General features: G+C 46.4%; 10 protein-coding genes. 3 read left to right on the top strand and 7 right to left on the bottom strand.

Annotated features, from left to right (window positions below; genetic code table 11):
* Window positions 1-236: 236 nt before the first annotated feature.
* The 5 genes from KO533_RS17080 to KO533_RS17100 form a co-directional block, all read right to left on the bottom strand.
* On the bottom strand, window positions 237-2,291 hold the full coding sequence (locus tag KO533_RS17080) for a TonB-dependent receptor (protein ID WP_219255282.1): 2,055 nt from the start codon (window positions 2,289-2,291) through the stop codon (window positions 237-239).
* Window positions 2,292-2,455: 164 nt separating this feature from the next.
* Entirely contained in the window at window positions 2,456-2,965 is a 510-nt protein-coding gene (gene luxS / locus KO533_RS17085; RefSeq protein ID WP_028761570.1) for an S-ribosylhomocysteine lyase, read from the bottom strand.
* A 154-nt stretch (window positions 2,966-3,119) separates the two neighbouring features.
* Complete coding sequence (gene dctP / locus KO533_RS17090; RefSeq protein WP_131523871.1) at window positions 3,120-4,238, bottom strand: TRAP transporter substrate-binding protein DctP; 1,119 nt, start codon at window positions 4,236-4,238, stop codon at window positions 3,120-3,122.
* A 232-nt stretch (window positions 4,239-4,470) separates the two neighbouring features.
* Window positions 4,471-4,791, bottom strand: a complete 321-nt coding sequence (locus KO533_RS17095) for a BolA/IbaG family iron-sulfur metabolism protein (protein WP_173246445.1) — start codon at window positions 4,789-4,791, stop codon at window positions 4,471-4,473.
* A gap of 151 nt (window positions 4,792-4,942) precedes the next feature.
* Window positions 4,943-5,557 carry an alpha-ketoglutarate-dependent dioxygenase AlkB gene (locus KO533_RS17100; protein WP_219235186.1) on the bottom strand — a complete coding sequence of 205 codons (615 nt, stop codon included), beginning with the start codon at window positions 5,555-5,557 and terminating at the stop codon, window positions 4,943-4,945.
* Between the two features lie 83 nt (window positions 5,558-5,640).
* Between KO533_RS17100 and KO533_RS17105 the strand changes: the two genes are divergently transcribed.
* Entirely contained in the window at window positions 5,641-6,777 is a 1,137-nt protein-coding gene (locus KO533_RS17105) for a methyltransferase (RefSeq protein ID WP_219235188.1), read from the top strand.
* 212 nt (window positions 6,778-6,989) lie between these two features.
* Window positions 6,990-10,220: a DUF2339 domain-containing protein gene (locus KO533_RS17110; protein ID WP_219255283.1), complete on the top strand. Its 3,231-nt coding sequence runs from the start codon at window positions 6,990-6,992 to the stop codon at window positions 10,218-10,220.
* 106 nt (window positions 10,221-10,326) lie between these two features.
* On the opposite strand, the gene KO533_RS17115 is transcribed toward KO533_RS17110, so the two are convergent.
* A complete protein-coding gene (locus tag KO533_RS17115; RefSeq protein WP_131523875.1) occupies window positions 10,327-11,625 on the bottom strand; it encodes an aminotransferase class I/II-fold pyridoxal phosphate-dependent enzyme in 1,299 nt (432 codons plus the stop codon).
* 123 nt (window positions 11,626-11,748) lie between these two features.
* A complete protein-coding gene (locus tag KO533_RS17120) occupies window positions 11,749-13,188 on the bottom strand; it encodes a PLP-dependent aminotransferase family protein (RefSeq protein ID WP_219255285.1) in 1,440 nt (479 codons plus the stop codon).
* Between the two features lie 158 nt (window positions 13,189-13,346).
* Between KO533_RS17120 and KO533_RS17125 the strand changes: the two genes are divergently transcribed.
* On the top strand, window positions 13,347-14,681 hold the full coding sequence (locus tag KO533_RS17125) for a cytochrome ubiquinol oxidase subunit I (protein WP_219255287.1): 1,335 nt from the start codon (window positions 13,347-13,349) through the stop codon (window positions 14,679-14,681).
* Window positions 14,682-14,729 lie beyond the last annotated feature (48 nt).

Raw genomic sequence — 14,729 nt, forward strand, 5'->3', positions numbered from 1 at the left:
ACGAAAATTATAGGTGATTTCAAACCTAAAATACGGATTGAAAAGAATCATGCGCTACGGCGTTCACCTTCCGACCTAGTGACTGATCAGAAAGAGAGAATATTACGGCCACTGGGTACTATAGCATTAATAATTAAAGATTTAATTTAGCAAAAAGTCGAAACGTCCACTAAACGCAGCCGAAATCGATCTTATTTGTTTCAATTGATTTAAATTCAAACAAAATAAAACTCAATTTAAAAGCGCCATTGATAACCTAAATAGCTAATACGTCCATTTTCCGATCGAATTCCGCTATTTGATGCTGTCGTAACTAATGACTCATCTAAGAGATTTTCTACCCTAAAATAAATCTCATGGTGGCGATCAAAATGATAATTCGCCGCTAAATCTACCCGCCATTGTACTGCGATAGGCTGTAATTCAGCGCCAAATTGGCCCATTTCCCGCTCGGATTGATAAAAGACATTTGCATTCAATTCATATTCGGCATATTTCATTCCAGCACTAAAATGCAATTGCTGCTCAGGTAACCAAGCCACTCTATCACCAGCCACAACGCAACCTTGGATTTCGTTACAGCTATTGGTTTGATACTCCGAATTCGAATATTGATAATTTAAGACTAATGGTAACTGTACACTACCGATATCCCACTGGTAGCCAAGATTCAGTTCAACTCCTTTGGTCAGTACATCCACGACATTGCCTTGAACCCACAAACGACTGTCGGCACATTGCGTATACGCATCACAATTCACATGAAGACTATCAAAATCTTGGACATAAGTTTTGATGCCTCCAGTAAAACGCTCACTGGCATATTGGACACTGACTTGATATTGCAATGACACTTGCGCCTCTTGCTCAAGATTCCCCGCACTTGCGGCGGTCCATGAGCGGCGAATATCCGTACTAAAGCGCCAATCTCCAGCATCATATAAAACACCGAGTTGTGGCATCCAATCGCTGTCGGAGAAATCAGCCGCATCCAGTCCTACATAAGCCAAATCGACCTTGCGATTGACGCTCACTTGTTCATAGGCAAGCGCGAGCTTTATCTGTAATTCGTCCCAATTAAACAAGGAATCGATTGCCGAAGTAAATGCAGTTGCATCGTCGGTATAGGCCAATAATGCATTTTGTGCATCACTCACTAAACTCAAGTCCTGCTGCCATAGACTCTGTTGTTCGCCAAAGTGCATCTCGGCTTTATCCGTATGATAACGGGCGCTATAGATAATTTGATGGGCACCATACTGATTCACTGATTCAGTTTGTGCCCCAAAGGAGCTGAAATCATTGTCTTGTTGTAAAGAAGCCAGTGAGACGCCATCGACTGTCGGCTGACGTTCAAATGCGGCCAACGCAGCAAGACTCTGAGCATCGAGCATTTGCCCATCAAATTGATTGAGTTGGTTTAATTGCTGCGAATAAGACTGGTAGTAAAAGTCTGTGGTGACCTTATGCCCACCATTGAGCGTAACTTGGTGAGACAGTTGGTACTTATGATGTCGCCCCTGATGTTTATCCGCCGCAGTGGCCGAATACAAACTCATAGGATCTTGTTGCCAATCGGCCTGTGTTAACCCAAGCTGAGAGCGATAACTATCATCATCGAGAAACTGGTAAGTAAACTCAGTCACCTGTGGACTTCTGGCGCCGAGTAAACTCGCGGCGTTGATTTTAAATAAGATGTCTGTCGTTTGATGGTCTGTGTCTTGACCATTGAGCAAGTGATCGGCGCCGCTATTATCTGCATAATTAACCGCGAGTATCATGCCATACTCTTTTTGCTTCACTCCCCAATTCATATCGACACTGTAGTCTGAATCGGTATTGCCCTCGAGAGTCGCCTTACTATTCTCGGTCTGCTCAGCAACAGGTAAGGTTTGATAACTCACCACCCCAAACGCACCTTGCCCACCGACAGCCATATTTGCCATCGGGGTGGCAGTAACACTCTGTTGTTGCAGTAGATTAGGTAAGAGTTGTAATTGCGGTGCCGAATAAGGCGCAGGGGAGAAATACACTCTATCTTGTAATACTGCAATACCTTGAGTCGCGCTGCGCATACTGATGCTCGCGGGATTTCCACTAAGATCCGCAGGCAAAACCGTCAAAGCCGTCAATTGACCTAACGCTAAACGATTAGACGTTGAATGAAATGTGTCATTGAGCTTGTTCAATTCAAGCATTTGACTGTGAAGATCATCGGCGAACGTTGTGCTAGAACAGGCAAGAGATACAGAAATTGCACAAAGTGATACAGTGAAGTAACGACTAGGCATACCAAGCTCCCAAAAACTTTGTTAGCGTACGGTGTTTTTGTTATTAACTTGTAAAATAGCTGAGTTTGCTTGAAAAAAAAAGCGACTCTCGTCGCTTTCTCTTATTTACTTCAGGAAACTGAATTTACTAAAGAAGCACTCTCATACTATAAGAGTGCGAACAATTACAGGTTACCTAGAATTTCATCGCTTAATTTTAGATCGTCATTACGATTAACACTTACACCTGCAGCAATAATATTACGGGCGATATCTTGTGCTTGCTCTAATGAATGCATCTCATACGTACCACATTGGTATTCGTTCAGCTCAGGGATTTCAGACTGCTCAACCACTTTAAGCACATCTTCCATCGCGGCTAACCACGCATCGGCCACTTGGCGCTCTGTGGGTTCACCAATCAAACTCATATAAAAACCGGTACGACATCCCATTGGCGAAATATCAATGATCTCAACATCGCTGCCATTTAAATGGTCACGCATAAAACCTGCGAACAAATGCTCTAGAGTATGAATACCACGCTCACTGAGGATCTCTTTATTCGGTGCGCAAAAACGTAAATCAAATACAGTAATGGCATCGCCCTTTGGCGTGCTCATATGCTTAGCGATACGAACCGCAGGGGCATTCATCCGAGTATGGTCGACGGTAAAGCTATCAAGTAATGGCATAGGGATCTCCAAATTCTCAGGGCGACATCAACGCCACTGTAACTGTCTATTTATGGCTTGCAAGCATAACACCAAATGAATTACGCCGATAACAAGATAATCTAAGATGAAATCATCTCATATAAATCAGATGCTAATGTGACAAAAACATCATTTAGTGTTGACGCTGTTGACTGTAAGCATCCTCAGATATTTTATGGTACTGACGCACACCTTGCTCATACGCGTGATAAGCATCGTACACCTTTCGCATTAAGGGATCTTGATTCGCTTGATCTTCAATCACTTGTTTGGAGATTTTCTCAAGCTCCAACAACACGTTCGGTGGAAACGCTTTAAGCTCCACACCTTCGTCCTTCACTAACGTTTCAAGGGCGGTCACGTTACGGGTCGTGTATTCATCGAGCATATCTTGGTTAATGGCTCTCGCAGCAACTCTGATTATGGCCTGTAAATCCTCAGGTAAACTCTCAAAGGCAGCGGTATTAATCAAGAATTCCATATTTGAACCTGGCTCATGCCAACCAGGGTAATAGTAGTACTTAGCCACTTTATGTAAACCGAAGGCAAGATCATTCACTGGCCCTACCCACTCTGCGGCATCAATCGCCCCCGTTTGCAATGCACCATAAAGTTCACGCCCCGCCATGTTTACAGGTACAGCACCAACGCGTTTCAACACTTCACCACCTAAGCCCGGCATGCGGACCTTCAATCCCTTAAAATCCGCAATAGTATTGATGGGTTTATTAAACCAGCCGCCCATCTGCATCCCTGTATTGCCTCCCGCGAGGGGGATAATCCCAAAGGGTTGATACACTTCAGTCCACAGCTCCATACCACCGCCATAGTGAAGCCAGCCATTTATTTCCTGCGCGGTCATACCAAAGGGGATCGATGAAAAAAACTGCGCTGCGGGCGCTTTTCCTCTCCAGTAGAAAGAAGCGGAGTGGGCCATTTGAATTTTACCCTGACTCACACCATCAAATACGGCAAAAGCGGGCATCAACTCACCCGCACCATAAACGCTAATCTTTAACCGACCGTTAGACATTTCATCGACTAAATGCGCAAAACGCTCAGGAGCCATGCCTAAACCTGGGAAGTTTTTCGGCCAAGAGGTTGCAAGACGCCATTCAATAGCAGGTAAAGCGTGGGGAACATCAGTTGCGGCATGGGAAGCGGCTACGCTTTGCGCATCACTGGAGACGGGGTTACAACCGCTCAGTCCCATCAGCAGCACTGAGATAAACAAACTCCCTAACTTACGCATTTTTAATAGTCTCCCTGATGTCAAACGAGCACATGGATCCAACTGACATGGAAATACACTCAGGATGGGTATCGACAATCACATCGCCCAACCTCTTAAAATAAAACATATTGTTAACACAGAAACTAAGGTAGGGAAACTCAAAAATAGTCTTAAGTTGGTCTAAAACAAAAAGCCACTCTATGAAGAGTGGCCTTGAAATCTAAGCTAAACAGTATTGCTGAGCGATTAATTAACCGCGACAATTTGGCGTATTAGGTACTTGTGCATTCGCATCCCACTCATTTTGAGTGAAAGTATGAATAGACAAAGCATGCACGCCATTGGCTAACTCATAGGCTAAGTGAGTGTTGACCAATCGATGACGGGCTAATAAACGTAAGCCATCAAACTGCTCGCTTACCAGCACAACTTTAAAGTGGGTTTCTGAATTCGGTGGTACATGGTGACGATTACTTTCGTTAATCACTTCTAAATGGGTCGGCGAGAAGCATTCGGTTAATTTCTGCGAAATAGTGTTAGCCACAGTGCCCTGCACATGAGTATTGGACATATTCGAGTCTCAGAATGGGAAAATCCAGTTGCCGCAGAGTACTGCTTCAAATTGAAAAGATCAAATTCACGCTTTCAATTTGTTGATGCCCCACCACTTTATATCAGCCATATTTCGCAGTGCTTCACCATAGACAGTTAGCGGGAGGCAATTAACCATGGAAATTAACGATGAGTTGTCTAAAGGTATAGTTCCAACGCGGCTCTTTTACTTTCAAACGTTTAGGTAAACTGTGTAACCAGTCACTTTGCATAGGCCAGTGCATGATCAGTAGATCGCCACTGTGCAAACTTATGCTGTACTTGGTTTGGCTGTGCTTATGCTTAAGCACAAAATCCCGCGTGGCGCCTAAGGTAATAGAAGCAATATGACTCCCCTGAGCAATTTCAGGTTCATCATCACTGTGGGCGCCCATACAATCTTTACCATCGGCGTAGCGATTCACTAATACCCCATTGCTCTCCAAACCATAATCCCGCGCTAACTTATCCCTCAACTTGTGAGCATATTTAGGCCAAGATAAGGCGCGGATAAACAGTCCTGAATATAAATAGTCGCAGCCCAAATCGCCAAACCACACTTGCTGGCGAGGAATCGCGTGAAGCTGACCAAAGACTTGGATTTCAGGGCGATTTAAGGGATAGGTCAGCGCTTCTTTCATTAGCGCCGCTTGCTGCTCAGCATTAAGATAACCCCGCACTAAGGTGATGGGCGGTTTAATTTGAGCATCACCCTCTGTATCAAACCCTAACTTACCTTGCTGCATTGACGTCCTCCATGTGAGCCGTCGCACTGCGCCATGAAATCTGCGATAATCTGCGCCTTAAATTTATTGGCGCAGTGTGGCACATGACAACACAATTTTCAGTAGCGGGTGTTGAACTCGAACTCTTACGGTATCCAGCTCAGCAGGAATCTAATCTTCAAGCTTGGGATGCCGCCGATGAACACTTACTCAAAAGCCTTATTGAGTCAGAGCAAGCCGCCGTGCCAACCGCCATTATCAACGACAGTTTCGGCGCTTTAAGCTGCGGTTTATCTAAATTGCATCCAAGTTGGCCACTGTGTGTTGAAACCGATGCCAGAACCAGCTTTTTAGGCACAGAACAAAACCATGGCCGCAATCAGTTGCCAATGGATAATCTGCAATGGTTTACCAGCCGCGATACCTTGCCAGAAAATTTAGCCTTAGTATTGATGAAGTTGCCTAAGAACTTAAGCTACTTTGCTCACCAGCTAACGCGCTTGTCGCAAGTGTTACCCGCAGGCACTCGTGTATTAGTGGCCGCCAAATCCAAATCGATTAATGGCGCCTTACTCGACATCTTTGCTAAGCATTTAGGCCCCGCAAGCGCCAGTTTAGCGTGGAAAAACACGCGAGTGATCACCTGTGTCAGTGATGGCAAACCAAGACCATTAGCCAAAGAAGTGACTTGGGCCGTACCCGAATATCAACTTGAGATCAGCAATTTAAGTAATGTGTTTGCCGCCAACAAACTCGATATTGGCGCACGCATCATGCTAGAGAATCTGCCCAAAGGGGATTTTAAGTCGATTGTTGATCTCGGCTGTGGCAATGGCGTGCTGGGGTTACGCACCGCCCAGTTATTCCCAGAGGCTGACATTCACTTTATCGACGATTCTGAAATGGCAGTCGCATCAGCCAAGGCAAACTGGGCACGCAACCAATTGCCCGCAGACAAAGGCCACTTCTATTGGGACGATTGCATGACGCATCTGCCAGAAGAAGTGCAACCGGATCTGGTGCTGTGTAATCCGCCGTTTCATCAAGGTGAAGCCATAACCGATCATATCGCTTGGCAGATGTTTTTAGATGCTCGCCGCCGCTTGAAAGAGGGGGGGATCTTACATATCGTCGGTAACCGTCATCTGGCTTACCATGTAAAATTACAGCGCTTATTTAAGAACTGCACCACAGTCGCCTCCAACGGTAAATTTGTGATCCTGCAAGCACAGAAAAAATAACCTCATCGAAATTGACACGTTAAATGAGAGCCAGCAATGTTTGGCTCTTTTTTATACAGGGCTCTTTTTATGCTGAGCAATGACATGTTGGAAAAATCGCTGTCGGAGATTTCCTAAAAATCAACAACAACTAGCCGAAAAATACACATACAAGTACACTTCTTGCCGACAAAGGTTTATGAGTTAAGCACTTAAACACTTAGGAATGAGATATGCCGTTAAAGGATGACGTTGCCCAACTAAAAGCTGAGCTGGCACAGTTACAATCGCTGTATTTATCGCAGCAATCTTCGCTCGGTCGTCAATTAGCAGCATTCTCCACTAAGCTCGAGACCTTAAGTCAGCAAATTGCGGCTGAAGACGCCGCTGAAACCACTCTGAATATGGCAGCGAGTGCTTCATCGATTGCATCTGTGCTCACCGCCGCCGATAACGCGCCTACATTAACCTATGCGGCACAAACACCAACCCTTGAGTCTACTCCCGTAGAGCCAGCCCCTGCAGAATCCAACCCATGGCAGCAAGGCCCTATACCAACAGAATCTTGGCAAGAAGACCCTTGGCAAAGAAAAACGAAAAATACCTCGACGGAACAAGCCGCTAAAACCGAACACCTTATTCAAGCACAAAATCAACAGCTGAGTGATGAAGTCAAATTGCAGGCAAGCGTGCAAGCGGCGAGTCAATTTGATGAGTTGTTATCCCAAGGACTCGCGGCCGTCATGGCACCCTTTGCGGCAGTCAACGAGCAAGTCAAATCTTTCTACCATCATTATCAGGCTAAGGGATTAGGACCTGTCTTTTTAATGACTGTCGCAGGGATCATCACCCTGACCTTAGGCTTTGGTTATTTACTGCAATATTCAATCAACCATTGGTTTTCAGAACTTGGCAAAGCGCTACTCGGGTTTGCCAGCGCAAACGCTATCATAGCCGGCGGGATTTTTATTCGCCAAAAACGCGCGGGCATGGCGGATTTTGGCTCAGGTATTGTCGGACTCGGACTCATACTTAATTATCTCTGCGCGTACTTTATTGGGCCGTATTTTGAGTTAATTCCCAATAGCGCGAGTTTTATCTTACTGTTATTGATCACTTTGGCGGGTTATGGCCTGTCGATGCGCTTAGATGCCAAAGTGATCGCCGTGATCGCCTTAGTCGGTGGCTCAACCGCACCTATGATGCTGTTATCCCAAAGCTATGCGCCGCTATTGTATCTGCCTTATTTACTGCTTATTGGTGCAGGCGCCCTTGCCCAGAGTCGCAAACTTAAGTGGCCGCTGCTACTGGAAATCACCGCCCTGTTGCACATAGGCTGCATCGAAACTTTTAGCCATTTCATTGAATTGCCACTCAGGGATTTTGGCGGCATCAGTCTGCTGGCGCTTATCAGTATTAATGCAACCTTTTATCTCTACGGCATCACCAGCCTACTATTTACCAAGCCGTTTACCCATCATGATGAAAAACATAATGCACTGAGCCATCGCATACTCGCCCTACCGATAGCATTGCTCGCCTTTGTGTTATTAGAGTTAACGCAATTTACTGAGTTCGCAGGGGAAATCTTTGCGGCCAACGCACTGATTTGCGCAGCCCTCTATTGGAAGCGCACAGGCAACCTAGAAAAAGCCCGCAACGGCTTATTGTTAGTCTTTGCTGGGAGTTTTGCGGGATTTGCCGCACTGTATTTACTCAGCCACGATTTCCTTGGATTAGTATTACTGCTCGAAGCCTTATTACTCTTGTGGATTGGCACCAAAGAAGAACTAATTTCCGTTCGCGCCGAAGCCTATGTATTGCTGCTGATGGGATTAGGGCTCAATGCGTCTAGTGTACTGACGGGCATGAGCCTTTTAGAATCAAGCTTTATCGATGGGGCGCCAATTTCTCCCTTGTCAGCTTTTGGCTTTCCACTGTTAGCACAGGCCTTAAGTTGCGCCGCCTTAGTCTTAGTGATTCGGCTATTAACACTCCATCATACGTTACTTTCGACCCTAGAAAGTCAGCTAAACAGAGTGTTAAAAGAGCTATTAAGCGGTTTTTATGTAGCGACAATTATCCTCGCGGCTTACCTTTTGAGCAGCGATTACTACCTCGCAATCTTGCCACTGGTCAGCCTATTACTGCTGTATTTAAGCGCAAAGGACAGACTCGTTATCAGCGAGTTTGCTGCTTGGCTCTTACTATTGCCGCTGCTGTTTAAGGTTGTTGAAGGCATAACGCTCACAGGCAGTTTTAGCTTTAGTGCCCAACCGCTTATGGCAAAACTGGCACGGTTTGAGTTATTTACCGCCCTACTCTTGGCCCATTATTGGTATCGTCGCCACTATAAAGATGCCTTATTTGCCAAAGCCGCTTATACGATGCAAATCTTCTGCTATTTGCTGCTGCCGCTTATTCTGCTGCCCAAAGTCATCCGCAACCATTGGGAATATACCGCTATTGCACTCTGGCTGAGCACCTTTATGAGCCTAGGTTTAGCCTACTTTGTTAAACATAAGAGTTTGAATATAGAAGCCAAAATCCTCACTTGGCTAGCGGTTCTGATGACAGCCTCGCTATGCCTTATTCACGCTTGGCAAGGACTCGCGGCGCTAACCGTTGGCGCCCTCTTTATGGGCTTCACACTGCTTCGTTATCGCCAATTACCCGAGCATTGGCGCCCCTTACTGCAACTACAATGGCAATTGAGCCCTTATTACTTTGCACTGGTATTGGCCGTGATCGTTTATGGCTTTAATCATTATGAGCTAGTAGGAATAGCCATGACAGCATTAGCCTTAAGTGGTTATTTTGCATTGCTAATCCAAAGAGGTTTAAACCTGAGAGGTGTAAGTCAGGCATCTGTAGGCCAAACCTCATATAGCGCAAAATTCCCCCTCGCAGCCGAAATCCAAGCCGCAATAAAGGAAAGCTACCATCTCGCCTATGGTCTCACTTTAGGCTTAGCCCTGTTGCCCATCATGTTCCATTTTGAGCTAACACTCGGGCTTAATCGTGATAATGCCTCGTTTGTGTTAATCGAGTTTTTATCACTGGCACTCCTAGCAAGGCTTATCTTGCAGCACGGCGCAGCAATACGCTTACATAGACGTATCTTACCTTTACAAGGGCTTAAGTGGGGTTGGCATCTGTTACTCGCCTTGAGTTACTTTGTGTGGAGTTATAGTTTCGATAACATTATTGCCGCACCGCTCAGCGCGATTTTATTGGTTATCCATGGCAGTGTGTTGATGTTTATCAGCTTAAAACCACAAAATGCCGATATGATCCGCCTCGCTGCTGGGCTATTTACCTTATCGACGCTTAAAGTGCTATTACTGGATATGGCTTCATTCGAGCTAGTGCAAAAGGTGATTGCCTTTATGCTGATCGGGGTCATTTTGCTGACTGTTTCTTACTTCTATCAGAAGGCGAGAAATCGACTGCAGCAAGATTAACATCGTTTTTAAAGCACTAAAAAAGCCGCCATCAAATTGAATCGATGGCGGCTTTTTACTGTTAACGATTTAATAAAGCGATGAGGTATCGGCTATTTAATATGGACTATTTGCTCGCCAGTGCCTTATCGAGCGCCTGCGCCACATCGTTAATGATGTCGTCGATATGCTCAATCCCAACCGAGATACGGATAAGATCTTCAGACACGCCCGCCCTTGCCAGTTCATCGGCATCGAGCTGTCTATGTGTGGTACTCGCAGGGTGACAGGCCAAGGATTTCGCATCGCCAATATTCACTAAACGCAGGATCATCTGCAGTGCATCGATAAAACGTCCGCCAGCAAGCTTACCCTCTTCAGCTGTGGCCGCTTTAATCCCAAAACTAATGATCCCAGAAGCTTTTCCGCCAGTGATCTTGTGGCAATTATCCTGATAAGGGCTGCTCGGCAAGGCGCCGTAGTTCACCCAACTGACCGCCGGATGCAGCACCAGATATTCGGCTAATGCCAAGGCATTTGAGCAATGGCGCTCCATTCTAAGGCTTAAGGTTTCAAGGCCTTGCAACAGTAAAAATGCACTGTGCGGAGACAGTGCGGCGCCGGTATTACGCAGCGGTACCACACGGCAACGACCAATAAATGCAGCAGGACCAAAGGCTTCTGTGTAAACCACGCCGTGGTAGGAAGGATCGGCTTGGTTGAGTAAGGCAAATCTTTCCTTATTCGCCACCCAATCGAACTTGCCAGAATCGATAATCACGCCACCGATCGTCGTGCCATGGCCACCAATGTATTTAGTTAAAGAATGAATAACGATATCGGCGCCATGCTCAAAGGGGCGACATAACACTGGAGTCGCGACCGTATTATCGACAATTAAAGGCACGCCATGCTTATGGGCAATCTCGGCTAAACGTTGTAAATCGACAATATTGCCGGCTGGATTACCAATCGATTCGCAGAATAAGGCCTTAGTTTTGTCATCGATCAGCTCATCGAGGCCTTCAAAATCATCGAAGGCCGCCATGCGCACTTCAACGCCTTGGCGCGGCAGCGTATGGGCAAACAGATTATAAGTGCCGCCATAGAGCTGACTGGTACTGACAATATTATCGCCAACTTGAGTCAAGGCTTGAATTGCATAGGTAATCGCCGCCATACCCGATGCTACGGCCAGCGCACCTATGCCGCCTTCAATGGCCGCCAGACGTTGCTCTAGCACGCTAGTGGTAGGATTCATTATCCGTGTATAAATATTACCAGCGACTTTTAAGTCAAATAAATCAGCACCATGCTGGGTATCATCGAAGGTATAAGAGGTCGTTTGATAGATAGGTACTGCGGCCGCCTTCGTGGTCGCTTCTGACTCATAACCATGGTGTAATGCCAGTGACTCTAATTTCATTTTCCCTTCCTTATCCGTAGCAGCCCAGTATTCAATCGACATTGAGAATTGCACAAGATTTGTGCATGCTCAACAAGCTAACAGATAGACATCTAGAAGTCTAAAACTTTTTAGCCACAGCCTTTAACTTCGGCGCGAATAGTTACGGATAAGTTCGGCCAGCACCACGACCGCTGAGACTATCTCTGGCGAGCACTCGTATGAGGCATTCAAACGCATAAAATGGCGGAATTCGACCTGATTACTAAAGAGATTTCCGGGTGCAATACTGATCCCACGCTCAATCGCCTGATAATAAATTTGTGTAGCGTCCATGTGTGATGGCAGCGCTAACCAGAGAAAATAGCCGCCCTGCGCGAAGTTGACCCCCACAGATTCGGGCAGATACGCGCACAATAATTGATACATGGCCAATTTACGGCTGGCTAACTTTTTACGTAACTGTTTCAAATGCCGTTCATATTGCGCCGACTGAATAAAATCGGCGATGGCGAGCTGCATCGGCGCACTAGTCGATAACGTCGACATGACTTGTAAGCGTTGTAACTGCGGTGCATGGCATCCCGCCGCAACCCAGCCGACACGATAACCAGCAATCAAAGACTTAGAAAATGAGCCGCAGTGCAACACCCGTCCTTCGGTATCGAAGGCTTTTACTGGCCTTGGCGCGCTGGAATCAACATAGAGTTCTTGATAAACATCATCCTCAATCAGACTGACCTTATGCTCGTTTAGTAACTGATAAAGCGCCTGTTTTTTAGCATCCGATAAGCTGCAACCTAAGGGATTTTGATGTTGGCTCATCAACCAGCAGGCTTTCACTGGATAGGTATTTAACACTTCTGCCAGCGCCTCGAGATCAATCCCCTGTTGGGGATCGGTCGCGACCGCAATCGCCCTGAGTTTAAGCCGTTCAATGGCTTGCATCGCGCCATAAAAGGTCGGTGATTCAATGACAACCCAATCACCCGCTTGAGTCAGCGTCGCTAAGCTCAAGTTGAGCGCCTCCATGGCACCCGAGGTAATGATGATTTCGTCGGGCGAAATGCTAATGCCCAATTTGGCATAACGTTGGGAGATAGCCTTACGCAATCCCGCATTGCCTGGCGGTAAATTATCGGCGGCAAAAGAAGGTGACATGTGCCGAGTCACCTTAACTAAAGATCGCGCCAGTGCTTGTTGCGGGAATAAACTAGGATCAGGAAATCCTGAACCAAAAGGCACTATGTCCGCCTGCTTTGAAGCCTGCAACACATTGAAGACAAACTCATTAATATCCACACTATCGGAAAGATAAATCGGCTTTTGCCGCTCGGGATAACGAAAGGCTTCTCCCTGCCGCGCGATTAATTCCGGCTTTGGCGCCACTAAATAGCCAGACTTAGCCTGCGCCGAGATCACGCCTTGGCTTTCCAATAACTGATAGGCATTGAGCACTGTCATCAGACTCAAGCCCGAATCGGCCACAGTTTGGCGCAGCGACGGCAACTTGTCCCCCGCCTGCCAAACACCTTGGGCTATTCGTGTCTTTAATTCCTGCGCTAACTGCTCATACTTCGTCATCTGTTATAGCCAAGCCAAGATATTCTGTGTCTGTTATAGCCAGCATATCCCATGGTCTAATAGCACACAAGCTTTCACCGTCAAGCCAATTTAGGGTTCAGTGAACGCGACTAGAACAATGCCTTTGTAACGAGAAATGCCTATCGCTCGAGGAAATTATGTTTGATTTTGATGCCACAGTACTCGCTAGGATCCAATTTGCTTTTACCATCTCTTTTCACATTATTTTCCCTGCCATCACTATCGGCCTCGCCACCTATCTGGCGGTATTAGAAGGCTTATGGCTGAAAACGGCGAATGAGGTTTACCAACAACTCTATCAATTTTGGTCGAAGATTTTTGCCATAAACTTTGGCATGGGCGTGGTCTCAGGCATAGTGATGGCCTATCAATTTGGTACCCATTGGAGCGCGTTTTCCGCCTTCGCGGGCAGCGTAACTGGGCCGCTACTCACCTATGAAGTCCTCACCGCCTTCTTCCTCGAAGCGGGGTTTCTGGGGGTCATGCTATTTGGTCAGCAGAAGGTAGGCAAAAACCTGCACTTCTTCGCCACTTGTATGGTCGCCACGGGCACTATTATCTCAACTTTCTGGATCTTAGCTTCAAACAGCTGGATGCAGACGCCCCAAGGTTTTGAAATCGTGAACAATCGCGTTATTCCTGTGGATTGGTTTCAGATAGTGTTTAACCCTTCATTTCCCTATCGTTTAGCCCATATGACAGTGGCAGCCTTTATTTCATCGGCTTTCTTTGTGGGCGCATCGGCGGCTTGGCATTTACTCAAAGGTAACGACACGCCCGCGATCCGCAAGATGTTGTCTATGGCGATGTGGATGGCGTTAATTGTCGCGCCGCTGCAAGCTGTGATTGGCGATTTTCACGGCTTAAATACCCTTGAATATCAACCAGTAAAAGTCGCGGCAATGGAAGGCCATTGGCGTAATGAGGGTGACAAACCCACACCGCTTATCTTGTTTGCGATTCCCGATATGGACGCAGAGAAAAACCACTTCAGTCTCGAAATCCCAGGGCTCGCGAGCCTGATCTTAAAACATGATTTAAGTAAACAAGTGCCAGCCTTAACTGAGTATCCCGCCGAGGACAGACCCAATGTGTTGTTAGTGTTTTGGAGTTTTAGGCTCATGGTCGGCTTAGGCTTATTGATGATTTTTGCTGGACTGTGGAGCGCTTATCTCAGGCGCAAAGGCAGCCTCTACAGCAACAAACACTTTCTGCGATTTGTATTGGTGCTCGGCCCCGCCGGATTGCTCGCCACACTAGCAGGTTGGTTTACCACCGAGCTTGGCCGTCAACCTTGGGTGATCCAAGGATTGATGCGCACTCAGGATGCCGTGTCTTCCCACAGCGTTACCCACTTGAGTATCAGCCTAGGGATTTTCATCGTCAGTTACTGCGGCATCTTTGGCGTTGGTTATCGCTATATAATGCGACTCATCCGCAAAGGGCCAGATATCGCGGCAACAAGCCATTAATTTTAAAGTAAATGAATCTAGTTTTACTTATTCAATCTTAAACATATT

Source organism: Shewanella sp. NKUCC05_KAH, assembly GCF_019345585.1.
GTDB classification, from domain to species: domain Bacteria; phylum Pseudomonadota; class Gammaproteobacteria; order Enterobacterales; family Shewanellaceae; genus Shewanella; species Shewanella oncorhynchi.

Bases quoted from the DNA above. Each gene is read 5' to 3' on its own strand.
- KO533_RS17100 (WP_219235186.1), bottom strand. From the start codon at position 5,557: ATGCAGCAAGGTAAGTTAGGGTTTGATACAGAGGGTGATGCTCAAATT.
- KO533_RS17120 (WP_219255285.1), bottom strand. From the start codon at position 13,188: ATGACGAAGTATGAGCAGTTAGCGCAGGAATTAAAGACACGAATAGCC.
- KO533_RS17105 (WP_219235188.1), top strand. From the start codon at position 5,641: ATGACAACACAATTTTCAGTAGCGGGTGTTGAACTCGAACTCTTACGG.
- luxS (WP_028761570.1), bottom strand. From the start codon at position 2,965: ATGCCATTACTTGATAGCTTTACCGTCGACCATACTCGGATGAATGCC.
- KO533_RS17080 (WP_219255282.1), bottom strand. From the start codon at position 2,291: ATGCCTAGTCGTTACTTCACTGTATCACTTTGTGCAATTTCTGTATCT.
- dctP (WP_131523871.1), bottom strand. From the start codon at position 4,238: ATGCGTAAGTTAGGGAGTTTGTTTATCTCAGTGCTGCTGATGGGACTG.
- KO533_RS17115 (WP_131523875.1), bottom strand. From the start codon at position 11,625: ATGAAATTAGAGTCACTGGCATTACACCATGGTTATGAGTCAGAAGCG.
- KO533_RS17095 (WP_173246445.1), bottom strand. From the start codon at position 4,791: ATGTCCAATACTCATGTGCAGGGCACTGTGGCTAACACTATTTCGCAG.
- KO533_RS17110 (WP_219255283.1), top strand. From the start codon at position 6,990: ATGCCGTTAAAGGATGACGTTGCCCAACTAAAAGCTGAGCTGGCACAG.
- KO533_RS17125 (WP_219255287.1), top strand. From the start codon at position 13,347: ATGTTTGATTTTGATGCCACAGTACTCGCTAGGATCCAATTTGCTTTT.